This is a genomic window from Microbacterium sp. 4-7 (assembly GCF_014332665.1).
In the GTDB taxonomy this organism is placed as follows: Bacteria; Actinomycetota; Actinomycetes; order Actinomycetales; family Microbacteriaceae; genus Microbacterium.
In genome coordinates this window covers 405,178-431,091 of record NZ_MCRH01000005.1, presented here as the reverse complement: position 1 = coordinate 431,091, position 25,914 = coordinate 405,178, and the positions used below count along the sequence as shown (strand labels likewise).

The 25,914-nt window shown below is 68.3% G+C and carries 18 protein-coding genes; 10 read left to right on the top strand and 8 right to left on the bottom strand.

The window, feature by feature from the left end; translation table 11 throughout:
* Nucleotides 1-36 precede the first annotated feature (36 nt).
* Nucleotides 37-3,291 (bottom strand): family 20 glycosylhydrolase, encoded by a 3,255-nt coding sequence (locus tag BEP68_RS12095; RefSeq protein WP_187250102.1) that lies wholly within the window; start codon nt 3,289-3,291, stop codon nt 37-39.
* The gene (locus BEP68_RS12090; protein WP_222839355.1) at nt 3,282-4,499 is read right to left on the bottom strand and encodes an alanine racemase; all 1,218 of its coding nucleotides are present in this window, start codon (nt 4,497-4,499) and stop codon (nt 3,282-3,284) included. The genes BEP68_RS12095 and BEP68_RS12090 overlap by 10 nt, the downstream gene beginning before the upstream one ends.
* A 25-nt stretch (nt 4,500-4,524) precedes the next feature.
* On the opposite strand from BEP68_RS12090, the gene BEP68_RS12085 reads away from it, so the two are divergent.
* Nucleotides 4,525-4,932: a RidA family protein gene (locus tag BEP68_RS12085; RefSeq protein ID WP_053095391.1), complete on the top strand. Its 408-nt coding sequence runs from the start codon at nt 4,525-4,527 to the stop codon at nt 4,930-4,932.
* A 100-nt stretch (nt 4,933-5,032) separates the two neighbouring features.
* Nucleotides 5,033-6,547, top strand: coding sequence for a L,D-transpeptidase family protein (locus BEP68_RS12080; protein ID WP_315985308.1), 1,515 nt, complete (start codon nt 5,033-5,035; stop codon nt 6,545-6,547).
* Between the two features lie 115 nt (nt 6,548-6,662).
* Here the strand turns inward: BEP68_RS12080 and BEP68_RS12075 are convergent, their stop codons facing one another.
* The gene (locus BEP68_RS12075; RefSeq protein ID WP_056277754.1) at nt 6,663-8,882 is read right to left on the bottom strand and encodes an NADP-dependent isocitrate dehydrogenase; all 2,220 of its coding nucleotides are present in this window, start codon (nt 8,880-8,882) and stop codon (nt 6,663-6,665) included.
* A 179-nt stretch (nt 8,883-9,061) separates the two neighbouring features.
* Here BEP68_RS12075 and BEP68_RS12070 point away from each other — a divergent pair, with 179 nt between their 5' ends.
* The 7 genes from BEP68_RS12070 to BEP68_RS12040 all read left to right on the top strand — a co-directional run bounded on the left by BEP68_RS12070 (nt 9,062) and on the right by BEP68_RS12040 (nt 17,752).
* Nucleotides 9,062-9,520, top strand: coding sequence for a GNAT family N-acetyltransferase (locus BEP68_RS12070; protein ID WP_053099400.1), 459 nt, complete (start codon nt 9,062-9,064; stop codon nt 9,518-9,520).
* Between the two features lie 212 nt (nt 9,521-9,732).
* Nucleotides 9,733-10,746: a LacI family DNA-binding transcriptional regulator gene (locus tag BEP68_RS12065; protein ID WP_187250101.1), complete on the top strand. Its 1,014-nt coding sequence runs from the start codon at nt 9,733-9,735 to the stop codon at nt 10,744-10,746.
* Nucleotides 10,747-10,869: 123 nt separating this feature from the next.
* The gene (locus BEP68_RS12060; protein ID WP_056277377.1) at nt 10,870-12,177 is read left to right on the top strand and encodes an ABC transporter substrate-binding protein; all 1,308 of its coding nucleotides are present in this window, start codon (nt 10,870-10,872) and stop codon (nt 12,175-12,177) included.
* Nucleotides 12,178-12,235: 58 nt separating this feature from the next.
* Nucleotides 12,236-13,201, top strand: a complete 966-nt coding sequence (locus tag BEP68_RS12055) for a carbohydrate ABC transporter permease (protein WP_157538122.1) — start codon at nt 12,236-12,238, stop codon at nt 13,199-13,201.
* Nucleotides 13,201-14,088, top strand: coding sequence for a carbohydrate ABC transporter permease (locus BEP68_RS12050; RefSeq protein ID WP_222839353.1), 888 nt, complete (start codon nt 13,201-13,203; stop codon nt 14,086-14,088). Before BEP68_RS12055 ends, BEP68_RS12050 begins: the two co-directional genes overlap by 1 nt.
* Nucleotides 14,088-16,322 (top strand): alpha-xylosidase, encoded by a 2,235-nt coding sequence (yicI, locus tag BEP68_RS12045; protein WP_187250100.1) that lies wholly within the window; start codon nt 14,088-14,090, stop codon nt 16,320-16,322. Before BEP68_RS12050 ends, yicI begins: the two co-directional genes overlap by 1 nt.
* Nucleotides 16,319-17,752 (top strand): GH1 family beta-glucosidase, encoded by a 1,434-nt coding sequence (locus tag BEP68_RS12040; RefSeq protein WP_187250099.1) that lies wholly within the window; start codon nt 16,319-16,321, stop codon nt 17,750-17,752. Before yicI ends, BEP68_RS12040 begins: the two co-directional genes overlap by 4 nt.
* 54 nt (nt 17,753-17,806) lie before the next feature.
* Here BEP68_RS12040 and BEP68_RS12035 read toward each other — a convergent pair whose 3' ends face one another.
* Nucleotides 17,807-18,610: a hypothetical protein gene (locus BEP68_RS12035; RefSeq protein ID WP_187250098.1), complete on the bottom strand. Its 804-nt coding sequence runs from the start codon at nt 18,608-18,610 to the stop codon at nt 17,807-17,809.
* A gap of 262 nt (nt 18,611-18,872) precedes the next feature.
* On the opposite strand from BEP68_RS12035, the gene BEP68_RS12030 reads away from it, so the two are divergent.
* Nucleotides 18,873-19,721: an endonuclease domain-containing protein gene (locus BEP68_RS12030; RefSeq protein ID WP_187250097.1), complete on the top strand. Its 849-nt coding sequence runs from the start codon at nt 18,873-18,875 to the stop codon at nt 19,719-19,721.
* Nucleotides 19,722-19,846: 125 nt separating this feature from the next.
* Here BEP68_RS12030 and BEP68_RS12025 read toward each other — a convergent pair whose 3' ends face one another.
* The 4 genes from BEP68_RS12025 to BEP68_RS12010 all read right to left on the bottom strand — a co-directional run bounded on the left by BEP68_RS12025 (nt 19,847) and on the right by BEP68_RS12010 (nt 25,854).
* A complete protein-coding gene (locus BEP68_RS12025) occupies nt 19,847-21,661 on the bottom strand; it encodes an ABC transporter ATP-binding protein (protein WP_053099015.1) in 1,815 nt (604 codons plus the stop codon).
* Nucleotides 21,658-23,589 (bottom strand): ABC transporter ATP-binding protein, encoded by a 1,932-nt coding sequence (locus BEP68_RS12020; protein WP_053099014.1) that lies wholly within the window; start codon nt 23,587-23,589, stop codon nt 21,658-21,660. Before BEP68_RS12020 ends, BEP68_RS12025 begins: the two co-directional genes overlap by 4 nt.
* 271 nt (nt 23,590-23,860) lie before the next feature.
* On the bottom strand, nt 23,861-24,358 hold the full coding sequence (locus BEP68_RS12015) for a methylated-DNA--[protein]-cysteine S-methyltransferase (RefSeq protein WP_187250096.1): 498 nt from the start codon (nt 24,356-24,358) through the stop codon (nt 23,861-23,863).
* On the bottom strand, nt 24,355-25,854 hold the full coding sequence (locus tag BEP68_RS12010) for a DNA-3-methyladenine glycosylase 2 family protein (protein WP_187250095.1): 1,500 nt from the start codon (nt 25,852-25,854) through the stop codon (nt 24,355-24,357). Before BEP68_RS12010 ends, BEP68_RS12015 begins: the two co-directional genes overlap by 4 nt.
* Between the last annotated feature and the right edge of the window lie 60 nt (nt 25,855-25,914).

Genomic DNA, 25,914 nt, shown 5'->3' with positions numbered 1-25,914 from the left:
CACAGTTAGCACAGGGAGGGTTACGGAAACGTTACATTATGCCGAGAGTACTCCGGCGGCGGTGCCCGACGAGTCCGCCAGGCCTTCGACGAGGCCCGCGACTATCGCCTGCCGCGCCTCGCGTGTCAGAGGCTTCCCCGGCACTCCAGGACGCCTCTGCACGGGCGTCGGACCGTCGAGAGGACGATACCGCACACCGGACTCGGCGAGGCGTCTGAGATGGACGGGAAGACGTCGCGCGAACCCCTCATACGAGGGTGGTTCGCCGCCGTCCCACAGCCGTTCGGCGATCGCTGCGAGACGAGGGAACATCGCGAAGTCGACCCGATCTCTCGTCGGGAGGTGCTCGGTCCACACGTTGGCCTGTCCGCCGACCGCGCCGTCCTCGATGCGCAGCGTGTAGGCCTGCTCGATCGGCAGCGGCGGGCCGACCCGGATCGGCTCCTCCGCCGATTCCGACTGGGGGTAGTCGAGATACACCTCGAGGTCGGGGCACGCGATCACGGGGATGCCGCGCCTCAGCGCCTCGCGCATCGCGACGGGACCCCGCCACGCGAGGATCCGCACACCCTCGGGGACATCGCCCTCGAGCACCTCGTCCCATGCCAGGGCGATGCGCCCACGGCTGCGGAGGTGGGCGACGAAATGATCGGTGAACCAGGGCTGCACGTCGTGGGGAGTCGCGAGACCGAGCTCGCCCATCCGCTCGCGCGCAGCGGCGCTCTGCGCCCACTCGGTGACCGGCACCTCGTCGCCGCCGATGCCGATCCACGGAGAGTCGAAGAGGTCGCACAGGGCGTCGATCGCCGCGCGCCCGAACGCGAGGGCGTCATCCGTCGGCGCGAGGGTGCGAGGGTTCACGCCGAAGCGCGACCACGGCGCGACAGCGCGCTCGCTCGCATCCGTGTTGCCGAGCGCGGGGTACGCGGCGAGCGCCGCCTGGATGTGCCCGGGCAGTTCGACTTCCGGCACGACCGTCACGAATCGCTCCGCGGCGTAGGCGACCAGGTCGCGCAGCTCCGCATCCGTGTAATGACCCTCGTGCAGCCCCGGCACCACTGTGGCGTGCGGCCCGTGGCCCCGCTGTGTCTCCTCGCGGCGCGCGCCCACCTCTGTGAGCAGCGGATAACCCGGCACCTCGAAGCGCCAGCCCTGATCGTCGGTGAGGTGGAGGTGCAGCACCGTGAGATGGTGGTCGGCCATCAGATCGACGAGTCGCTTGAGATCCTCGACCGGGCGGAAGTGCCGCGCGACATCGAGCATGACCCCCCGCCAGGTGTGAGCCGGAGCAGACTGCCATGTTCCTGCGGGGATCCGAGCGCGATCGGAGCCGGGCTCGCGCAGCTGCCGGAGCAGCGTGACGCCCCGGAACACGCCCGCCGCACTCGCCCCCGCGACGTCGATTCCCTCGGCCGTCACCGTCACGCGGAATGCCTCGGCGCCGACACGCCCTCGAGCGAACGGCTCCCCCGCGAGAGACTCGTCGATCCTCAGCGTGATCGCGGATGCCGCATTCCCGGTTTCGAGATGCTCGCCGAGACGGGATGCGCTCGCGACGAGCGCTTCCGGGGCCGACACCGGGGTGTGAACCGTCCACTCGAACGGCTCGGCAGCGGGATCGATCACCGACGGGATGTTCGGGACCGAGGCACGATGCGCGGCGGGCGTCATTCGCAGCGCTCGACCCGGTGTCGCACCGGACGCGTGTCCCGCCAGCACCACCGGCACACCGCCGACGAGCACCTCGTCGACGCCGATCGGCGCCTCGTGGGGAGCATCGAAGGTCGCCCCCGCCGTGATGGTCTCGGGATCGAACAGCACGAGGTCGGCCGTCGCTCCCTCGCGGATCACACCCCGCGGCGCGTCACCCCGGTCGAGGCCCAGCCGCATCGCCGGCGTGCCGGACAGGTGCTGCACAGCCTGTTCGAGGGAGAGCACCCCGAGTTCTCGCACGTAGTGCCCGAGGTAGCGCGGGAAGGTCCCTCGGCCCCGCGGATGCGGTCTCGCGCCGATCAGGATCCCGTCGCTGCCGCCGCTGTGCCGCGGGTGCCGCATGATCGTGCGGACGTTCTCCTCGTCGCCGATGTGCATCAGGATGCCGGTGGCCCCCGCATCCTCGAGGATCGTGTCCAGCACCACGTCGACCGAGCGCCTGCCGGACGACTCGGCGATCTCCGCGACGGTCCGTCCGACGAGGTCCGCGAGTTCGGGCGACGAGGTGCCGGAGATCTGGATGGCCGACCAGTCGGCACGCTCCCCGTGGAAACCGTCGCAGCCGATCTCCTCGAGCTCGACGCGGACGGTCTCGCGTCCGCTCTCATCGAGCGCAGCGAGGGTCGCGAGCAGGTCGCCGCTCTCGGCCAGTCGGCTCGGAAGCAGCGCCGCGAGCGTGGTGGCACCGGGAAGATAAGGGTAGGTGTCGAGGGTCACGTCGACGCCGTCGTCGAGGGCCTCATCGACCAGGGCCAGCAGCTCTGCCGCACGCCCGCGGTTCGGAGCGAAGTTCATGGTCGCATGCGTGAGATGGATCGGGCACCCGGTGCGACGGCCGATGTCGAGCGCCTCCCGATAGGCGTCCAGGGCTCCCCCGCCGTAGCTTCGGGTGTGGGGCGCCCAGTAGCCGCCGCGTTCGGCGACGACTCGGCAGAGCGCTTCCAGCTCCGCCGTGTCGGCGTACATCCCCGGGGTGTAGGTCAATCCGCTCGACATGCCGAACGCGCCTGCGTCGAGCGCCGCGCCGAGGATGCCGGACATCGCTGCGATCTCCGCAGGTGTGGCCGCCCGGTTCTCGTGACCGACCACCATCATGCGCAGATTGCCCTGCGGCACCAGGACCGCGGCGTTGCCCACCGCGGCCGAGTCGATCGCAGCGAGCAGGTCATCCATCGAACGCCAGGGGACGGCGGGCGGCATGCCGTTCCAGCCCGCGATCTGAGCCGGGATCACCGCCGCCGTCGCGTCGTCCAGCGGGGCATAGCCGAGCCCGTCCTGGCCGAGCACCTCCGTCGTGACGCCCTGGAGGATCTTCGCGTCGTGGGCTGCTCCCTGCAGCACGGCCAGCTCGCTGTGCGCGTGCATGTCGATGAACCCGGGAGCCAGCACCCGCCCCGCCCCCGCGACCTCCACCGCATCCGCCGGCAGTTCCAGGACCCTCTCATCTCCGTCGCGGATCACCGCGACGATGCGGGCTCCTTCGACCGCGACGTCGGCCGCGAACCTCTCGGCTCCGGTGCCGTCGACCACGGTGACGCCTCGGTACACCCGCACGGGCTTCTCGGTGCTCAGAAGCATGTCGCGACCGCTCCGATCACCCGGGGGTCCGCCGCATCCGGGTCGTCGATGACCGCCACCACGCGCCATTTGTCGAAAGCCGTGCAGGGATGCGACAGCCCGAGACGCACCACGTCGCCGACGGAGACATCTGCCCCGTCTGCAAGAGCGAGGAAGGCGTGCTGGTCGTTCAGGGCCGTGATCCGCCCCTCGACCGATTGTGGGACCGGCAGGTCGAGGTCGAACGGCACATCTCGACGGCCCGCGTCCAGCAGTGCGAGTCCCTCTTCGGGCTGCGAGACGACGCGCGACCACGCGTGCATGGCGGATCGCAGCGGCGCCGTCGATGTCAGGGCGCCGAACGGCGACATGCGCGAGTAGAAGCCGTCATCGTGGATCTGGAACGCACCCGACCGCAGCACGATGTCGGCATCCGCTCCGTGAGGGGCCAGGATCGCCGCTGCCCGGTCGGGGAAGGCGCTGCCTCCTGCGCTGAGCACGGGCCGAACGCCGGGCGGATACTCGAGGCGACGGTGGAGGTCGACGAGTGTGGACAGATAGGCGTCGACGGCGGCGACAGACGCCTCCGATCGGTCGGGACCGAACGGTCCTTCGTAGCCGGCGACTCCGGCGAGCCGCAGACCGGGGGCCGCGACGATCGCCTGGGCGATGCGCTCCCCGTCCTCCACGCTGCGTGCGCCCGTGCGCCCGCCCCGGCCACCGAGTTCGACGAGCACGTCGAGAGGACGCTCGGCGTCGTGAAGCGCGTCGGCGAGGATGCCGACGGTCTCGACGGAGTCCGCCCAGCAGAGGATCCGGAGATCGCCCGCCGCAGCGAGCAGAGCGCCGAGGTGGTGCGCGGCGCCACGATCCGTGACGGCGTTCGCGATGAGCACGGTGGAGACCCCTGCCTCGACCGCGACTTCGGCCTGCCACGGCGTCGCGACGGAGATCCCCCATGCGCCGGCATCGAGCAGCCGCTGCCAGAGCGCCGGCGCCATCGTCGTCTTGCCGTGCGGTGCGAGGACGACTCCCTGTTCCGCCGCCCAGGCGAAGACGGTCGATTCGTTGTGGGAGAGCGCCGCCTCGTGGACCGTCAGCACCGGCGTCACGAGATCGGACAGGTGCAGGCCCGCGTCGGGTACCTCCGACAGCCGCAGCCCCGCGGAACGCGGAGGGAAACCCTTCGCCCAGGTGCCGAGTACAGGATCCGGGATTTGTAGAGGCATCTAACAAGGCTACTAGGCTGGTCGCATGACCGCGAAGATCCGAGTGTCGACCGACGCCGCCCCCGCTCCCGCTCACACCTTCTCGCAGGGGATCCGAAAGGGCCCGATCGTGCAGGTCTCCGGGCAGGGCCCTGTCGACCCCCAGACGAGCGAATACCTCTTCCCCGGCGATGTCGCGGCTCAGACCACGCGCACGCTCGAGAACGTCAAGGCGATCGTCGAGGCATCCGGCGCGACATTCGACGATGTCGTGATGCTGCGCGTCTACCTGACCAAGCGCGAGGACTTCGCGATCATGAACGACGCGTATGGCGCGTTCGTGACAGCGCACACCACCAGCGGGGTCCTGCCTTCGCGCACGACCGTCTTCACGGGCCTCCCCCGCGAGGAGATGCTGGTCGAGATCGACGGCCTCGCCGTCATCAGCGACTGACGCATCGGGAATTTCCGCGGTCCACGGACCGTTGCCTCCTCGTTATCAGCGATCGCGTAGCATATCGCTAAGGACACGTGAGAAACCGGGGGGTGAGTTCGTGACCGATCTGATCTCAGCGCAGGATGCGAAGACCGAGAAGCTGACCGAGGCGACCGCCTCCGGCGACCAGCAGAATCCTGTCGCGCCCGCCGACTCCGGCGACGCACCCACCGACTCCCAGCCGCCGCGCAGCGGCGACCAGGAACTCGCCTGGGCGCCGATCGAACCGGCTCCGAAGAAGAAGCGCCTCGGCCTGTGGATCGGCCTCGGCGTGGGCGCGCTGGCCCTGGGCACGGCCGCCGCCTCGATGATCCTGATCGCGCCGGGCACCACGGTCGCCGGGATTCCCGTCGGCTGGCTCACGCCCGGTGCCGCGGCCGACACGATCCAGGCCCACGTCGCCGATGCAGAGGTCACTCTGACCGGAGCAGGCGGCGACACCGTGCTGACGGGAGCGGATCTCGGCGCCGAGATCGACGCGGCCGCACTCGCGGACGCCGCTTTCGCGGAGCGTCCGCTCTGGAACGTGACCGCCTGGATGGGTGAACCCGTCGCCGGCGAGATCATTCTCGATCCCGCGACGGCCGAGGCCGCGTTGCGTGAGGCCGTGCCGTCGAGTTTCGAAGACGCGGTCGATGCCGGCGTCGTCTTCGACGCCGCAGGCGGTGGCTACGCGATCACCCCCTCAGCCACCGGGACGGCCGTCGACCTCGACGGTCTTACCGCCGCGATCGTCGACACGATCGCGGACGGTGGCACGAGCCTCGAGTTCTCCGGCGACCCGGCCGAAGCCGCACCGGCGATCACTGATGAAGACGCCACGGCTTTCGCGACCTCTCTGAACACGATGCTCGGCTCGATCGGCTTCTACATCGGCGAAGAGCGCACGGTGCCCGTCGACGCGGCGACCGCCTCGACCTGGATCTCCGTCGTCGACGACGGTGGCGAGCTCAGCGTGGTCGCCGACGAGGCTTCGATCCAGGCGACGATCGACGCCCTCCCGGCAGCCGTCGACCGGGCCCCGGTCAACGCGACGAACATCGTCGATTCGGCCGGCAAGATCCTCCGCACCGAGGCCGAGGGAGTGAGCGGTCGCGCGATCGGCGACACCTCTGCCCTCGCATCAGACGTCGCGACGAAGCTCGAGGCCGGCGAGGGCATCTTCCCCATCGAGGTCACCGAGACGCCGTTCGAGTCCGTCAACCTCGTGCGCAAGATCGATGTCGACCTCGGGTCGCAGACCGCGACCCTCATCGAGAACGGCGCGGTCGTGCGCTCCTGGGCGATCTCATCGGGCAAGAGCGCGACACCCACCGACACCGGCAACTTCCGTGTCTACGCGCACGTGCGCGAGCAGACCATGAAGAGCCGCGAGCCGGACGGCTCGATCACCGAGACGCCCAACGTCCCCTGGGTCACCTACTTCAACGGCGACGAGGGCTTCCACGGCACCTACTGGCACAACGACTTCGGCAATCCCCGCAGCCACGGTTGCGTGAACATGCCGATCGATGTCGCCCGGTACGTCTACGAATGGTCGCCCGTGGGCCTCGAGGTCGCGGTCCACTACTGATCCCCGCTCTCACCGAGCAGATCCCCGCACGCGACGCGTCGTCGATTCCGCGGAGGGATCACGCGAAGAAGGGGCCGGATGCTCTCGCATCCGGCCCCTTCTTCTGTGATCTGCGTCAGCTCAGCGCGTCGACGATGCCGTTCAGCGTGGTGGACGGGCGCATGACTGCGGTGACGAGCGCGTCGTCGGGGCGGTAGTAGCCGCCGATCTCGACGGGCTTGCCCTGCACGGCGTTGAGCTCGGAGACGATCTTCTCCTCGTTCTCGGCGAGCGTGGCGGCGATCGGTGCGAAGGACGCGGCGAGCTCGGCATCCTTCGTCTGCTTCGCCAGCTCCTGCGCCCAGTACAGACCCAGGTAGAAGTGGCTGCCGCGGTTGTCGATCGTGCCGAGAGCGCGGCCCGGGGAGCGGTCCTCTTCGAGGAACGTTCCGGTCGCCGCATCGAGGGTCTCCGCGAGGACCCGGGCCTTCTCGTTCCCGGTGCGGTCGGCGAAGTGCTCGAGCGACGCGGCCAGCGCGAAGAACTCGCCCAGCGAGTCCCACCGCAGGTAGTTCTCCTCGACGAGCTGCTGCACGTGCTTGGGGGCCGATCCGCCGGCGCCCGTCTCGAAGAGGCCACCGCCGGCGAGCAGCGGGACGATCGACAGCATCTTCGCGCTGGTGCCGACCTCGAGGATCGGGAACAGGTCGGTCAGGTAGTCGCGCAGCACGTTGCCCGTCACCGAGATGGTGTCGAGGCCGTGGCGCATCCGCGCCAGCGTGTAGCGAGTGGCTTCCTCGGGAGCGAGGATCGTGATCGTGAGGCCCTTGGTGTCGAGCGTCGCGAGACCCTGGTGCACCTTGGCGATGATCTGCGCGTCGTGCGAGCGGTTGGCATCGAGCCAGAACACCGCGGGCACGCCCGTGGCGCGAGCGCGGGAGACGGCGAGCTTGACCCAGTCCATCACCGGGATGTGCTTCGTCTGCGTCGCACGCCAGATGTCACCCGCGCCGACCTCGTGCTCGATCAGCACGGTGCCCTCGCTGTCGAGCACCTGAACAGTGCCTGCGGCGGCGATCTCGAACGTCTTGTCGTGGCTGCCGTACTCCTCAGCCGCCTGCGCCATGAGGCCCACGTTCGGCACGGTGCCGATCGTGGCGGGGTCGAGCGGGCCGTTGGCGATCACATCGTCGATGACCGCCTGATAGACGCTCGCATACGAGGAGTCCGGGATCACCGCGAGCGTGTCGGCCTCGCCGCCGTCCTTGCCCCACAGCTTGCCGCCGTTGCGGACGAGTGCGGGCATGGAGGCGTCGACGATGACGTCGCTCGGGACGTGCAGGTTCGTGGTCCCCTTGTCGGAGTTCACGTACGAGAGACGCGGTCCCTCGGCGATGGCCCTGTCGAATGCTGCGGCGATCTCGTCGCCGTCGGCGATGTCACCGAGGCCCGAGAGGATCGAGCCGAGACCGTCGTTGGGGTTGAGTCCCGCGGCGGCCAGCTTGTCGCCGTACTGCGCGAACACGTCCTTGAAGAACACCCTCACGACGTGACCGAAGATGATCGGGTCGCTGACCTTCATCATGGTGGCCTTGAGGTGCACCGAGTAGAGGACGTCGTCGTTCTTGGCCGTCTCGAGCGTCTCGGCGAGGAAGGCGTCGAGGTGCGCGGCCGAGAGGAACGTCGCGTCGATGATCTCGCGCGGAAGGACCTTCAGCCCCTCCTTGAGGATCGTCACAGTGCCGTCTGCGGCGGTGTGGCGGAAGCTCAGGACGTCGTCATGGGCGGCGACCCAGGAGCGCTCGTTGTGCTTGAAGTCGTCGTGACCGAGCGTCGCGACGCGGGTCTTCGATCCCTCGGCGAACGGCTTGTTGCGGTGCGGGTGCTTCTTCGCGTAGTTCTTCACGGCCAGAGGTGCCCGACGGTCGCTGTTCCCCTCGCGGAGCACGGGGTTCACCGCTGAGCCCTTGATGCGGTCGTAGCGGGCGCGGACGTCCTTCTCCTCGAGAGAGGTCGGCTCGTCCGGGAAGTCGGGGATGTCGTAGCCCTGGGCCTGCAGCTCGGCGATCGCGCCCTTGAGCTGCGGGATCGAGGCCGAGATGTTCGGCAGCTTGATGATGTTCGCCTCGGGGAGCGTGGCGAGGCCACCGAGCTCGGCGAGGGAATCACCGACCTGCTGCTCCGGGGTGAGCTTCTGCGGGAATGCCGCGAGGATGCGTCCGCCGAGCGAGATGTCGCGGGTCTCGACCTCGATGCCCGCCTGCCCCGTGTAGGCCTTGATGATCGGCAGGAAGGAAGCGGTGGCGAGAGCCGGAGCCTCGTCCGTGTAGGTGTAGATGATGGCGTCGTCGGTCACCAGGAGGTTCTCCGTTCGCGAGGGCATATTTGTCTCGATACCAAGATACCTGAGCCGCTCCCGACCCACGTTCGCCGGGAGGCGGGGTGCACATCGACTTCCGGCATTCCGCAGAGCTGCACCCCTGACGAAAGTCGAGGTTTCTGCGCGGCGACCCGATGAGGGGCTAGCCTGTGATCATGTCCGAACTGCGCATGGTCGAACTCTCCGCTGCGACGATCGTCGCCGTGAACAACATGTCGCTCAAGCCCGGACAGGAGCAGTTCCTCGCTCCGGTGTCCTATGGCATCGCCGCGACCGTCATCAACCCCCAGACCTCCTGGCAGCGAGTCGTCCTCGACGACGACCAGGTCGTCGGTTTCGTCAGTGCGAACTTCGACGCCGACGCCCCGGAAGAGCACTTCCGCTCCGTGCTGTGGCGCATCAACGTCGACGCCGACGACCAGGGCAAGGGCGTGGGTCGCTTCGCGGTCGAGCAGCTCATCGAAGAGGCGCGAGTCCGCGGATTCGACCACGTCAACGTCATCTACGAGGCCGGAGAAGACGGCCCCGAGGCGTTCTTCCTGCGTGTCGGCTTCACCCCTGTCGGCGAGACCGAGTACTCCGAAGTCATCGCTCAGATCCGCATCCCTTCGTAGACCGGCGGCGGGGTCTCGAATCCCCTCCCCCATCGAGGCCCCGTCGCCCTGTCCGGTGAATCGATGGGACCGCTCCCGCGTTCTCCGCGATCGATTTGTTGCGAGTGACCACAAAAAGGTTGCGCGCAGCGTCGAACCGTGCCTATCATCGCTGTCAGAGGCGAGAGCGAAACGCTTCGACGATGTGACCGAGACACGACGATGGAGTCCTGATGACGACGATCCACGAGGTGGCGGAAGCCGCCGGAGTGTCGATCAGCACGGTCTCCTACGCTCTGAGCGGCAAGCGCCCCGTCTCCGAGAAGACGCGCCGACGCATCGAGGACGCGGTGCACACGCTCGGTTACGAGCCCGACGCCGGAGCACGGATGCTCGCCGGGCGCCGCACGCAGATCTTCGGGCTCACCGAGCCCCTCCGCGCCGACACGCACGCCCCGACCCACATGGCGTTCGTGCTGGCGACCGCGGTCGCCGCGCGGCGCCGCGGTTACGACATCCTCCTCCTGACCGACGAGCAGGCGTCAGAGGGCATGAACCGCGTCGCCGCGAGCAATCTGGTCGACGCCATCCTCGTGCTCGACGTCGCCCCCGACGACGAGCGCGCGGACATCGCCCGCTCCCTGCGCTCCCCCACCGTGTTCATCGGCATCCCCGACGACGCCCGGGATCTGACCTGTGTCGACCTCGACTTCGAGGCGACGGGGCATCTCGCGGTGGATCGACTGGCCGATGCCGGACATACGTCGGTCACGCTGTTCGGCCAGACCGAGGTCTCCTACCGGAAGTCGAACTTCCCTCGTCGCCTGCTCCTCGGCGTGCAGGAGCGAGCGGCCGAGCGGGGCGTCGACCTCGACTGGGTGACGACGGGCGTCACGACCACCGATGCCTCCTCCGTGCGCGCGGCCGCAGAGCTGGCGCTGGAGCGCGGCGTCCGCGCCTTCATCGTCCACGCCGCCGGCGACGTCCACGACGTCCTCCTCGAGACGATCTCGTCCCAGGGGCTGACGGTGGGAGAAGACGTCTCCGTCATCTCGGCGGCCGCATCGTTCGACACGTCTGCGCTCGTCGTCCCGATCGACACGATCCCGCTCGTGCCGCAGAGGTCGTGCGAGCTCGCCGTCGACCTCGCGGTACGACGCCTGAAGGAACCGGGCCTGCCCGCGCAGATCCACCTGATCCCACCTGAGTACCAGTCCGCCGGCTCCGTCGCTCCCGCGCGGGACTGACGGGCGTCGACCACGCAGCCGCATCGCGATCATCGAAACGCTTCGACGATCGCCTCATCACAACTGAACACCCGACCCACTGAAGTGTCCGGCCCCAGGGCCACCGAGAAAGGAGTGCCGACGATGGCACGCACCACCCGCAGGACGAAGACGTTGGCGGCTCTCGCCGCTCTCACCGCGACAGGCATCGCCCTGAGCGGATGCACCGCCGGTTCCGGCGACGAGGGGGGCGGCGGCGACACCCTCAAGCTCTGGCACTACGAGGGCGCCGACAGTGCGATGGGCAAGGCGTGGGCCGAGGCGATCGCGATCTTCGAGGAGGAGACCGGCGCGAAGGTCGAGTTCGAGGAGAAGTCCTTCGAGCAGATCCAGAAGACCGCCAGCCAGGTGCTCGACACGGACGCCGCCCCCGACCTCATGGAGTTCAACAAGGGCAACGCGACGGCCGGCTTCCTCGCCTCCACCGGCCTGATCGCCGACATCTCCGACGCCGTCGAGGAGTACGGGTGGGACGAGAAGCTCGCACCCTCTCTCCAGACCACCGCGAAGTACTCCGAAGACGGTGTGATGGGCGGTGACACGTGGTTCGGCGTCCCGAACTACGGCGAGTTCGTCGGCGTCTACTACAACCAGGACGCGTTCGCCGCGGCAGGGCTCGAGATCCCCACCACCTACGAGGAGTTCGTCGACGTGCTCGACGCGTTCGTCGCACAGGGAGTCACCCCTCTCGCCGAGGCCGGCGCGGAGTACCCGCTCGGACAGCTGTGGTATCAGCTCGCGCTGCTCGAGGGAGACCGCGACTTCGTCGACTCCTATCAGCTCTACGACGGAGAGGTCGATTGGCAGGGCCCGGAGGTCACCGCCGCCTCCGAGACGCTCCAGGACTACGTCGACAAGGGCTACATCGCCTCGGACGTCTCATCGGTCAAGGCCGAGGACGCCGGTGTCTCGTTCATCAACGGCACCTCGCCGATCTTCGTCTCGGGCTCCTGGTGGTTCGGACGCTTCGTCTCGGAGGCCACCGGCTTCGATTGGACGATGACGGCGTTCCCTGGAGCGGATCTCTCGCTCGGCTCGTCCGGCAACCTGTGGGTCGTCCCCGAGAACGCCGCGAACAAGGAGCTCGCGTACGAGTTCATCGACATCACGATGCGGCCGGAGATCCAGGCGATCATCGGCAACAACGGCGGCCTCCCCGTCGCGGCAGACACCGCTGACATCACCGATGAGAAGAGCGCGGCCCTGATCGAGACGTTCAACGGCGTGCTCGACGCCGACGGACTCTCGTTCTACCCCGACTGGCCCGCCCCCGGCTTCTACGACGTGATCGTCCAGGAGCTCCAGGGTCTGATCACCGGCACGCAGGACGCCGAGACGACCAACACCAACCTCGGCGAGCAGTACGACGAGGGCACGTCCGAATTCCGTTGATCCACTCGCGGGGGCGGCGACCGCACGTCGCCGCCCCCGCATCCTCCTGGAGATGAACATGTCACTCGTCACCCGCCGCGAGGGCCGCACGAAGCTGCCGCCCGAAGAGCCGTCGATCCCGCAGCGCAGCGGTGGGACCGGCGCCTACTGGATGTACCTGCTCCCGGGCTTCGTCCTGCTCCTCGTCGTCGTCATCGTCCCGCTGATCTGGAACGTGTATCTGACCTTCACGAAGTGGAAGGGCGTCCGCACACCGGAGTTCATCGGTCTCGAGAACTGGCAGAAGATCCTCACCGACAGCGACTTCTGGACCTCATTCACGAACTCGGTGTGGATGATCATCGCCATGGTCGTGGTGCCCACGATCGTCGGTCTCATCGTCGCCGCCCTTCTCTTCGACGTCGTCGGACGCAAGTTCGGCGGCAAGGTGGGCAGCTTCCTGCGGGCGACGTACTACCTCCCCCAGATCCTCCCGATCGCCGTCGCCGGCATCGTGATCGGCTGGATCGTCCGGCCGGGTGGCGACGGCGCGCTGAACCAGATCCTCGGATGGTTCGGCATCCCCGCCTACGACTGGCTCGGCCAGATGCCCTCGGCCCTCATCGTGCTGATGGTCGTCATGGTGTGGGTGCAGCTCGGCTACCCCGTGGTCGTCTTCATGGCGGCGCTGCAGCGCGTCGACCCTGAGCTCTACGAAGCCGCCGAACTCGACGGGGCGAACTGGTTCCAGCGATTCTCGGCGATCACGATGAGCATCATCCGCCCGGAGATCTTCGTCGTCACTCTGACCTGCACGATCGCGGCACTCAAGGTCTTCGGCCCCGTCTACATCATCACCCGCGGCGGCCCCGCAGGCGCCACCCTGGTGCCCGCGTACTACGCCTACCAGGAGTTCTTCACGAAGCGGAACGTCGGCTACGGCGCGACCATCGCCACCGTGCTGACCATCGTCGTGGTGATCGTGTCGATCATCTTCATCCGCGTGCAGAACTCGCTCGAGCGCAAGGAAAGGGCGGGTCTCTGATGCACGCCACCACCGCCATCGTCACCGGCAAGCCGGCCACCCGCCGTCCGCGCGGCGGCATGACCAAGAAGCGTCCGATCGACTGGCTCATGCTCGCCCTCGTCGTGATCGGTGCGCTGCTGATCATCGCGCCGTTCTACCTCGTGCTGGTCAACTCGTTCAAGTCGCCGGTCGACTACGCGACGTCGGGTCCGCTGGCGTTCCCCGAGACCCTCGACTTCGGCGGGATCATCAAGTTCTGGGAGAGGGTGAACTTCCCCGAGAAGGTCTGGAACTCGCTCTTCATCGCTGGTGTGGTCTCCGTCCTCGCCGTGGTCATCTCGATGCTCAACGCCTTCGCGATCGGCATCGGGCGAGTCCGCGGACGCAGCTGGATCGTGCTGCTCTTCCTGCTCGCGAACCTGCTGCCCCAGGAGGCCCTCCTCTACCCGCTCTACTACATGTTCAAGTCCGTCGGCCTGTACGACAACGTGTGGTCGGTGATCATCGTCTTCACCGTGATCCAGGCGGCGTTCGGCACGTATCTGCTGTCGTCGGTCTACGGGACGTTCCCGAAGGAGATCCTCGAGGCGGCGTCTCTCGACGGCGCGAGCCGCTGGCAGATCCTGTGGCGGGTCGTCTTCCCGATCAGCCGTCCGACCCTGTCGGTGCTGCTCATCTTCTTCTTCATCTGGACGTGGAACGAGTTCCTGATCCCGCTGACCTTCCTCGCGTCGAACGCCAACCAGACGGTCCCCGTGGCGATCAGCGTGCTGCAGGGCGACCGGCTCATGGACGTCACGACGACGAGCGCGTCAGCGCTGCTCGGCATCATCCCCACGCTCATCTTCTTCCTCATCTTCCAGCGCACCCTCACGCGCGGCATCACGGCAGGAGCAGTCAAGTAATGAAGTTCACCGACGGGTTCTGGCAACTGCGTCCAGGGGTCACCGCGCTGTACGCGCAGGAGGCCTATGACATCGCCGAGACCACCGACACCCCCGACGGGCGAGGGATCGTCATCACGGCGCCCACCATGGTGATCGCCAAGCGCGGCGACACCCTGAACCGTCCCGTGCTCACGACCACGCTCTCCTCTCCCGCCGAAGGGGTGGTGCGCGTGCGCATCGCGCACCACGAAGGCGGCCGCTGGCACGGCGGATTCGGCCTCCCCGGCGCAGGAGCGGGGGCCGCCGCCGTGTCCGTGAGCGAGGCGGGCGGCGTCCTGGATGCCGGTTCGCTCGTGGCGCGGATCACCCACGGTGCGCCGTGGGGCCTGTCCTTCGAGGTCGACGGCAGGCGTGTGACCGGAAGCGGGCACAAGGCCCAGGGCTACGTCCGGCTCGCTCCGGACGCGCAGGTGGATGCCGGAATCGTCGACAACGCCCGCCAGGGCGGCTCGACCCCCAGCGGATCCGTCTTCGTGCACGAGCAGCTCGACCTGGGAGTGGGCGAGCTCATCTACGGCCTCGGCGAGCGCTTCGGCCCGCTGGTGAAGAACGGTCAGTCGGTGGACATCTGGAACGCCGACGGCGGGACCTCGAGCGAGCAGGCGTACAAGAGCATCCCGTTCCATGTGTCGAACCGCGGGTACGGGGTTCTCGTGAACGATCCGGGCCATGTGTCGTACGAGATCGGCTCGGAATCCGTCGAGCGCGTGCAGTTCTCGGTCTCGGGAGAGGTGCTCGAGTACTTCCTCATCGCCGGTCCGACGCCGAAGGAGGTCCTCTCGCGCTACACCGCTCTCACCGGACGGCCGCCGGTGGTTCCCGCCTGGTCGTACGGGCTCTGGCTGTCGACGAGCTTCACGACCGACTACGACGAGCAGACCGTCAACTCGTTCATCGACGAGATGGCGGCGCGGGAGCTGCCGGTGTCGGTGTTCCATTTCGACTGCTTCTGGATGCGGGAATTCAACTGGACCGACTTCGTCTGGGATTCGCGGGTGTTCCCCGATCCCGAGGGCATGCTGTCGCGACTGCACGACAAGGACCTGCGCGTCTGCGTCTGGATCAACCCCTACATCGCCCAGCGCTCCCCGCTGTTCCGCGAGGCCGCCGATCAGGGCTTCCTCGTGCAGCGCCCCGACGGATCGGTCTGGCAGTGGGACCTGTGGCAGGCGGGTATGGGTCTCGTGGACTTCACGAACCCCGAGGCCACCGCCTGGTACCAGTCGAAGCTCCGTGGGTTGATCGACCAGGGCGTGGACTGCTTCAAGACCGACTTCGGCGAGCGCATCCCGACCGAGGTCGTCTGGGCCGACGGCTCCGACCCCGAGCGCATGCACAACCTGTACACCGATCTCTACAATCGCGCGGTGCACGATGTGCTCGTCGACGCCCGCGGCGCGGATGACGCCGTGCTGTTCGCGCGCTCGGCCACGGCGGGCGGACAGAGCATGCCGGTGCACTGGGGCGGGGATTCCACCTCGACCTATGCGTCGATGGCCGAGACCCTGCGCGGAGGGCTGTCGCTGGCGCTCAGCGGCTTCGCCTTCTGGAGCCACGACATCGGGGGCTTCGAGGGCACTCCGGATGCTGGGGTCTTCAAACGCTGGACGGCGTTCGGCCTGCTCGGCTCGCACTCCCGCTTCCACGGCTCGAGCTCGTACCGGGTGCCGTGGGCCTTCGACGAGGAGGCCGTCGACGTGACGAGGCGCTTCACCCACCTGAAGATGCAGCTCATGCCCTACCTCTATCAGCAGGGCATCATCGCCTCGAGAACCGGGCTGCCGGTGATGCGTCCGATGCAGCTGGAGTTCCCGGACGACCCGGCCGTCGGCTACCTCGACCGGCAGTACATGCTGGGCTCTGACCTGCTCGTCGCGCCGGTCTTCTCGGAGGACGGAACGGTGGAGTTCTATCTCCCGGAGGGCGAGTGGACGTCGCTGCTGACGGGAGAGACGGTCGTGGGCGGCGGATGGCGCCGGGAGACCCATGCCTTCGATTCACTGCCGCTGTACGTGCGCCCCGGCACCGCGCTCCCCTGGGGCGCCCGCACCGATCGGCCGGACTACGACTATCACGACGGCCTGCGACTGCGCGTGTTCCCCGGCGGATCGGGGTCGACGACGGTGACGGTCACGAGCCCCGACGGCCGTGAGAAGATCTACGAAACCGACCTGACGGAGGTGACCCGGTGACCCTCTCCCCCGCCGATGACTACCGCGGATCCGGACTCGTCCTCCCCGAGGGCTTCACGTTCGGATCGGCGACCGCCGCGTACCAGATCGAGGGTGCGGCAGACGAGGACGGCAGGACGCCGTCGATCTGGGACACGTTCAGCCGAACGCCGGGCAAGGTGTGGAACGGCGACACCGGCGATGTGGCCTGCGATCACTACCATCGCGTCGATGAGGACCTCGACCTGATGTCGGATCTCGGACTGCAGGCCTACCGATTCTCGATCGCCTGGCCGCGCATCGTCCCTGCGGCAGACGGACGAGTCAATCAGGCGGGCATCGACTTCTACTCGCGTCTCGTCGACGGACTCCTCGAGCGCGGCATCCGCCCCGTGGCGACCCTCTACCACTGGGATCTTCCGCAGTACCTCGAGGATGCGGGCGGGTGGACCTCTCGCGCCACGACCGATGCCTTCGAGCGATACGCGTCGATCGTGGGCGCAGCACTGGGCGACCGGGTACACACCTGGACCACGCTCAACGAGCCCTGGTGCTCCGCCTACCTGGGCTACGGTCAGGGCGGTCACGCGCCGGGTCGGCACGAGCCCGCCTCCGCGCTGTCGGCCGTGCACCACCTGAACCTTGGGCACGGGCGCGCCATCCAGGCGCTCCGGGCGACGTCGACCGGTGACCCGGACTACTCGGTGACGTTGAACTTCCATGTCCTGCGCGGCGTCGGCGACGGCGCTGACGAGGCCATGCGCCGGATCGACGGTCTCGCGAATCGCGCCTTCACCCACCCGATGCTGCGCGGCGAGTACCCCGCAGACCTCCTCGACGACACGGCATCGGTCACCGACTGGTCGTTCGTGCAGGATGGCGACCTCGCCACGATCAACCAGCCGATCGACGTCCTCGGGGTCAACTACTACTCGACGGCGACCGTCCGCCTGTGGGACGGGGTGTCGGAGAAGCAGCAGAACGACGGGCACAAGGGCACGGCCGGAGGCACGGCGTGGCCGGGCAGCGATCAGCTGGTCGAGTTCGTCGAGCAGCCGGGGCCGTACACGGCGATGGGATGGAACATCGCGCCCGAGGGACTGGAGGAGCTGCTCGTCTCGCTGTCGGAGCAGTTCCCGTCGCAGCCGCTCATGGTCACCGAGAACGGGGCGGCGTTCGACGACGAGGTGGCTGAGGACGGCTCCGTCCCCGATCCCGAGCGCACCGACTACCTGCGCAGGCACTTCACGGCCGCTCATCGTGCGATCCAGCGCGGTGTCGACCTGCGCGGCTACTTCGTGTGGTCGCTCCTCGACAACTTCGAGTGGGGCTACGGCTATGCCAAGAGATTCGGCATCGTGCGCGTGGACTTCGACTCGCTCGAACGCACCGTCAAGGACTCGGGGCACTGGTATCGACAGCTGATCGCCTCACGGACGATCGGCGCCTGAGGCACCGCACTCACGTGAGCATCGAGCGCCGTCTTCGCCCTGCGGAGGCGGCGCTCAGCGCTTGTCCGGGCGTTTGCGTTCGTTCCACGCGGCGAACGCCGATGCGGCGGCACCGGCGGCACGGTCGATCGCCTCGGCCGACCGACTGATCACATCCTGCGCGGCATTCTGCCAGGTGGACGATGCCGAAGACGCCTCTCCCGCGTGCACCCGAGCGGCGTGCTCGGCCGCTTCGAAGGCCCGCTCGAGATCGGCGACGGCGTCGCGGTACGCGGCGAAGTCCGCCGCGCTGACCCTTCCGGTGGCGGCGCGGCGCATCTCGACCGCGTGCGCTGCCGCGCGCAGATACGCCGCAGTCGCCGGCTGTCGGACGTCGGTCATCTCCGGGTAGGCGATCTGCAGCCCCGGATCGGTCTCGTAGCTCATCCAGCGCACGACGATCGCCTCGTGCTGCGCCTGAAGCCTCTCCAGGGGGCGTGGTGCGGATGCCGGCGGGATCGCCGCACGGGCGGCGTTCAGGCGCACCTGCTTGGCGCGGACGTCGGCGGACGCGGCTTTGGCGTCGTTCTCCTTCGCCCGCAGCATCCGCTTGGCACCCGCGACCTGCTCCGGGGTCGCACGCCGCGCGCTGCGTTCGGCCGAGATGCGGGCGACGTCGGCGCGCGCCAGCTTGACGGCCATCCGCCTCTCGACCGCCGTCTGCCTGGCGGCTTTGAGATCATGCCGAGCCGCGTCGTACTCGAGTCGGCGTCCGCTCTTGATGCTGCGGCGACGCAGCCCGACCGCGCCGGCTGCGACACCCCCGGCTGCGGCGGGCGCGATCCACCACAACTCGACGGCGAGCAGCAGCGGATCCATACCTCGATGGTACCCAGAGCCAAGGCTCGTGTCCCTTCCCCCCTCTCCCCCTCTCTCCTCTCCTGTCCCCCTCCCCCTCCCCACATCTGCGGCTTTGGTCACCTTCTGCGGCCAGGGCCGAAGCTCACGGCCGCAGAAGCTCACCCGAGCCGCCGAAGTGGAGGGCGTGACTGCCCCTCCACATCCCGCTTCGGCAGTCGGTTCTCCTCAGGATGCGGGTAGCCGGCTTTCGAGGAGGTGGGCGGGGCGGCATCCTGAGGCGATGGACCTGAGGGAATGGCTCACTGCGCGAGGCGGCATCGCCCACCGATCGGACGCTGCCGAACACGGTTTCGCCCCGAGACAGGTTCGTGGGGCGATCCGCTCCGGAGCAGTGCGCCGCCTGCGCGCTCAGTGGGTGGCCCTGGCATCGGCGCCCGACGACCTGGTGGCGGCTGCCGCGGCATCCGCGCGGCTGACCTGCGTGTCGCTCGCACGTCGTCGCGGGTGGTGGGTGCCGGATCGAGCGCCGGGCGGTCTGCACCTGCAGGTCGGGCCCAATGCGCACCGCCACCGAGATGACGCGACCCTGCATTGGGGCGCGCCGCTCGTCGACTGCGGCCCGCGGCGACTCACGGCGTCCGTCGAAGACGCTTTGGCGCACATCGCCGGCTGCTGCCTCCACGAGGACGCACGGGTGATCTGGGAGTCGGCCGTCCGCATCGAGCGGCTCGACGTCGAAGCTCTTCGACTGGTGGAATGGCGTGAGCCGCGGTCGCGCGCACTAGCCGAGGAGGTCATCGGACTGTCGGACTCCGGCCTGGAGACGATGGTGGTCGTACGGCTCAGTGGTTGGGGTGTGCCCCTGCGCCAGCAGGTCCGGCTCGCGGGTCGCCGGGTCGACATCGTGATCGGCTCGCACCTGGTCGTGCAGATCGACGGATACGCACATCACTCCTCGTCTGCGCAGCGGGGATCCGATGTCGCCCATGATGCCGAGCTGCGCCTGCGCGGGTACACCGTGTTGCGCCTGTCCTATGCGCAGATCGTGCACGGGTGGGAAGACGTCGAGCGCACTCTGCAGGCCGCGATCGCGCGGGGGCTGCATCTTCCACCCCGTCGGCGCCGATGATGGCCAACGGTTCGTGCGGCCACAGTGACCTTCTGCGGCCACGACTTCTCGTCGTGGCCGCGGAAGTGCGCCGTGGCCGCAGAAGACGCGGAGGACGACAGCAGTCGCGCTCGCTCAGGAGACGGTCACACCAGCGTCTGCTGCCAGGCGGCGTGCAACTGAGCGAACTTGCCCGTGCCGCTGATGAGGGTCTCCGGGGTGTCGTCCTCGATGATCTTGCCGTGCTCCATCACGAGCACCCGGTCGGCGATCGCGACCGTCGACAGCCGGTGCGCGATGATGATCGCCGTGCGGTCCTTGAGGAGCGTCTGCAGCGCATCCTGGATCAGACGTTCCGAGGGGATGTCGAGAGACGCGGTCGCCTCGTCGAGGATCAGCACCGCAGGGTCGGCGAGGAACGCCCGCGCGAACGAGATCAGCTGACGCTGCCCCGCCGACACTCGGCCACCGCGCTTGTTGACGTCGGTGCCGTATCCGTCGGGCAGCGACGAGATGAACTCGTCTGCCCCGACCGCGCGGGCAGCCGCACGGATCTCATCCAGCGAGGCATCGGGCTTTCCGAGAGCGATGTTGTCGGCGACCGTGCCGCTGAACAGGTAGGCCTCTTGCGTGACCATCACGATGGCGCGACGCAGGTCCTTCGGATGCAGGCTGCGCAGGTCGACTCCATCGAGCGTGACCGTGCCGATCGACGGGTCGTAGAACCGGGAGATCAGCTTCGCCAGAGTGGACTTGCCCGCGCCCGTGGTACCCACCAGCGCGATCGTCTGCCCGGCAGGGATGTCGAGCGAGAAGTTCGGCAGGATGGTCTTCTCGCCGTTGTATCCGAACGTGACCTCGTCGAACCGCACGTGTCCGCGCGACTCCCACAGGTCGACCGGCTTCTCGGGATCCGGAACCGTCGGCACCTCTTCGAGCACTCCGGACACCTTCTCCAGGGCCGCGGTGGCGGACTGGTAGGAGTTCAGGAACATCGCGATCTCCTGCATCGGCGCGAAGAAGTTGCGCACGTACAGCACGGCCGACAGCAGCACGCCGACGGTGAGGGTCTCGTTCGAGACCCTGATGCCGCCCCACAGCACGACGATTCCGAGCACGAGCGCCGCGACGCCCATCAGGCCGGGCTCGAACGTGCCGAACAGCAGCATCGAGCGTCGGTTGACGTCCCGGTAGTCGCCGGCGATCTTCTGGAAGGTCACGTCATTGCGAGGCTCCTTGCGGAAGGCCTTGACGGCACGGATGCCGGTCATGGTCTCGACGAACTGCACGATGACCTTCGCGCTGATGACGCGCGACTCACGATAGACGAGCTGCGAACGCGAGTAGAACCAGCGCATCAGGAAGAACAGGGGTACGCCGCCGATCGCGAGGATGAGCCCGGACTGCCAGTCCCACACGCACAGCGCGATGAAGGTGAACAGGCCGAACAGCACGCCGGAGACGAGCTCGTTCAGCCCGCCGTCGAGCAGCTCCTTGATCGAGTCGAGGTCGCTCGTCTGACGCGAGATGATGCGACCGGAGGTGTAGGACTCGTGGAACTCCAGGCTGAGGCGCTGGGTGTGCAGGAAGATCCGCTTGCGGAGGTCGAGCAGCACCGCCTGCGTGAGCTTGGCCGCGATGATCACGTACCAGGCGATCATCGCCGCCGCGACGGCGCCGGCGAGGAGGTAGATCCCGCCGATCATGAAGGTCGGCATCCAATCGGCGCGCTCGAGCACGGCGGGCAGGGCACGGTCGAGACCGATGCTGATGAGGATCGGTCCCGCGACCTGGAGCGCCGTCGAGATGACGAGAACGATGGCCGCCAGAGTGATCTGCGGCTTCAGCGGACGCACGAGCGATCCCAGCAGTCGGAGCGACCGGCGACGGATGGCCCGGCTCTCCTCCTTGGTGTAGCTGGAGCGGTCTTCGTCCTGGGTTCCGGTGATCGCGGAGCTCATCGCTGCACCTCCTTCTCGGTGATGATGTCTTCGTCGGCGGCGTCCTGGCGGATCCCGTCCTGCACGACGGCGTCGATCTCGTCTTCCTCATCGCGGATGATCGGGATCGCGCCGGTGCGCGCCGCCTCCTCAGCCTCGAGGCTGGAGATGACGTGGCGGTAGTGACGACTCGTCTTCAGCAGCTCGCTGTGCGTCCCGACGGCGGTGACTCGGCCCGATTCGAGCAGCGCGACCCGGTCGGCCAGAGCCACGGTCGAGGGCCTGTGCGCCACGATCATGGCGGTCGTATCGGCCAGCACGTGCCGCAGCGCCTCTTCGACGAGAGCCTCGGTGTCGACGTCGAGCGCCGACAACGGGTCATCGAGCACGAGCACCTTCGGCTTGGCGGCGACCGCCCTGGCCAGTGCGAGACGCTGACGCTGTCCGCCGGACAGGCTCAACCCTTCCTCGCCGATGACGGTCTCGACCCCCTCGGGGAGCGAGTCCACGAAAGAGGCCTGTGCCACGTCGAGCGCTTCGCGCAGCACTCGTTCGGCCTCGTCGCTGTGCACGTCGAGATCGGCCCGTCCGAGCAGGACGTTCTCGCGCACGGTGGCCGAGAACAGCGTGGCGTCCTCGAACGCCATCGCGATGTGCTGACGCAGCTCGGCGAGCGGCAGGTCGCGCACGTCGACGCCGTCGAGCGTCACGCGCCCGCCGGTGACGTCGTAGAGGCGCGTGGGCAGGGTGGTCAGGGTGGTCTTGCCGCTGCCGGTCAGCCCCACGAGCGCCATGGTCTCGCCCGGGCGCAGCACGAGATCGATGCCGTCGAGCAGATCGCGCTCGTTCGCGCCCGCGTCCTGGTACCGGAAGTGCGCCTTGTCGAATGCGAGCTCGCCACGGGGTTCCGCGATGTGCACGGGGTTCTCGGGGTCGGTGATGCTGTTCGTCTCGGAGTAGATGTCGAACACGCGATCGGTCGCCGTGCGGGCGTCGAGCATGAACGAGAACAGGAACCCGATCGATTCGATCGGCCAGCGCAGCACGACGGCCATGGCGAAGAACGCGAACAGCTGAGCCTCGTCGATCTGTCCCTGCGAGATCAGCCAGATGCCGGACATCAAGCTCAGCCCGAACGCGATCTGCGGCATGAGATCGAGCCAGAACCAGATCGACGCGATCGCGCCGGCCTTGCTCATCTCGGTCTCACGCAGCGTCTCGGCCTGGCGGCTGAAGCGGCTCAGAGCGTGCTTGCCCCGACCGAACGCCTTGAGCACGCGGATGCCGTGCACGCTCTCCTCGACGCTGGTGGCGAGGTCGCCGGCCTGGTCCTGGCTGCGGCGAGTGAGCGCGCCGTAACGCTTCTCGAAGAGGTAGCCGCGGATCCAGAGCGGAATGGCGGTGACGATGAAGATCACTCCCAGCAGCCAGTGCCAGCGGAACAGGAGCACGGATCCGATGATGATGGTCAGGACGTTGACCACCAGCAGGACGAGGCCGAAGGCCAGCCACCGGCGGATCAGGCCGATGTCCTGCATCATCCGGCTCAGCAGCTGCCCCGACTGCCAGCGGTCATGGAAGGAGACCGGCAGCGTCTGCAGGCGCGAGTAGAGCTCGGTGCGCATCTTGTACTCGACCTGTGTTGCGGGGTTGAGCACGAACTGGCGGCGCAGCCAGACCATGAGCGCCTCACCCAGCGCGAGGCCGAAGACCGCGAGCGCACCCCAGGCGATCGCATCGATCGCGCCCGTCCGCACAGGACCGCGGATGATCTGCTCGAGGACGATCGGAATCATCAGTGCGATGATCGCGGCGACGAGCGCGCTCGCGGCGCCTCCCGCGAGCCGCCAGATGACGGGCTTGACGAAAGGCTTCAGGCGCCACAGTGCGGCCGGTGTGGAAAGGGAGGAGGAAGGGGAGGCGTTCTGCGATGAAGGCGAGGAAGACATGTCTCTCAGACGAGTTTCGTATGGGGAAGCGGTTGCTGAAGGCGGCAGACGCAGCGAAGGACTCTCGGAGTCCGGCATCCGGTGGTCGTGCGTGTCGGAAAGTGGCTCTAGCGGAGCGGGCGCACCGGGGTCGAGCCGAGAGCGGCGATCTGCACAGCGGCGATCGATGTCATGGTGTCCTCCTCAGGGGCTCGGCTATGTCGTCCCGGTCGGTGCGACAGCCCACCAGCCTATTCCTGTGAACAAGCTGAGCACAAGAGAGATTCCCGATTCATCCCCGCGCGGCTTCTCGCTCCAGCAGGCTCGCCTTGACGTCGAGGCCCCAGGCGAACCCGCCGAGGGTGCCATCCGACCGCAGCACACGGTGGCACGGCACGAAGAGCGCGGGGGCGTTGCGGGCGCAGATCGATGCCGCGGCGCGCACCGCACGGGGGTTGCCGAGCCGCGCTGCGAACGAGGTGTAGGTCAGCGGCTCCCCCGGCTCGATCGACCTCAGCGCCGACCATCCGGTGAGCTGGAGCGCCGTGCCCGTCTGCTTCACGGCGACCGCGTCGATCGCCGAGAGGTCTCCGGCATAGAACGAGAGCGCAGCGGCAGCCGCGTCCGTCTCGCCCTCGCGCACCTCCGCCGGCCGCACCGGGACGGCGAGCCGTGCGAGGATCGTCGCCTGGTCGGCCGTCCATCCAGAGGCGAGCACCCGCTGACGGTCGTCGGCGAGGATGGTGAACGGTCCGTCGAGCGTCTCGACGGTCTGGATGATGGCGTTCATGAGGTCTCCTTCACAAGGGCGGTGGTCTGTCTCGCGCTCGGCCGTCGAACCGGACGTGCGGGCGCTGCTCGCCAGAGGTGAGCACTGAGATAACTGCGCCACGGGGCAGCCCGCTCGGCCCACGCGACCAGCGGCAGCGGATCCGCCGGCAGTCCGGACGCGGCGGCCCCCGCACGAAGTGCGACGTCGCCGGGGAGCAGCACGTCGGGGTCGCCCAGCACCCGCATCCGCACGTAGTCGGCCGTCCAGGGGCCGATGCCGGGCATCGCGAGCAGGGCAGCGCGCTGCTCGACTCCGTCGTCGCCGACCGTGAGAGCGAGGCTGCCGTCGGCGAGGGCCCTCGCTGCGCCGACGATCGCCATGATGCGGGCGGCCGGTCCGCGCAGCACCGAGGCCCCGTGCTCGGCGATCGCCGCCATCGTCGGGAAGAGCAGCCCCTGCTCCGTGCGCTCCCCCAGCGCGTCGGCGAGCGCGGTGAGGGCAGTGCGCGCGGCGACGACGGTGATCTGCTGACCGACCATGGCACGGATCAGCATCTCGTGCGGATCCGCCGAGCCCGGCACGCGGATGCCCGGAGTGCGCGCGACCAGCGGAGCGATCTCGGGGTGGGCGCTCAGCGCCTCGTCGACCGCGAGAGGGTCGGCGTCGAGGTCGAAGATCCGTCGCACGGTCGACACCAGCGGAGCGAGGTCGCCGAGCTGAGCGACGCGCGCCCGAAGGTGCAGTCGCTGCGTCGAGTCCTGATGCACTTCGAACCACGCGGGCCCGCCCGCCATACGCAGGTGCCGAGAGAAAGATGTGGTCGCGGCCTCTTCGACCCCCGATACCGCACGCGCAGCCATCCACTGGAAGATTCCGGACGCATCGAGCGGCCCGCGGTACGGGAGGACGAGGTCGATCGCACCGGGAGCCGCGGACGCCGGGGTCTTCCGTCGAGCCCGGAGCTCGCCCGGAGTCAGAGTGAACACCTCGCGGATCGTGTCGTTGCACTGCCGAATGCTCGCGAAACCCGCCGAGAAAGCCACATCCGAGATCTGCATGTCCGTGCCCACCAGCAGCATGCGCGCCGTGTGCGCGCGATGCGCCCGCGCGAGGGCGAGTGGACCTGCCCCCAGCTCGGTCGAGAGCAGTCGGGTCAGGTGCCGTGTCGAATAGCCGAGACGCACGGCGAGGCCCGACACTCCCTCGCGCTCGACGACGCCCGAGGCGATGAGACGCATCGCCCGCGCCGCGACGTCACTGCGCAGGTCCCACGCAGGCGAGCCCGGGGCAGCTTCTGGCAGACAGCGCTTGCACGCCCGGAAGCCCGCCTCGTGCGCCGCTGCGCTGGTGGGATAGAAGGTGACGTTCTGCGGCTTGGGCGTGCGCGCGGGGCAACTCGGACGGCAGTAGATCCCGGTAGAGCGCACGGCGGTCACGAACTGCCCGTCGAAGCGGGTGTCACGCGCGCTGATCGCACGGTATCGCTCATCGAAGTCGGTCACGGGGAAGCTCATGCCTCCACTCTGCCACCGCCCTCCGACATGGACTGGCGGAAATCGGACATCACGGTGGAG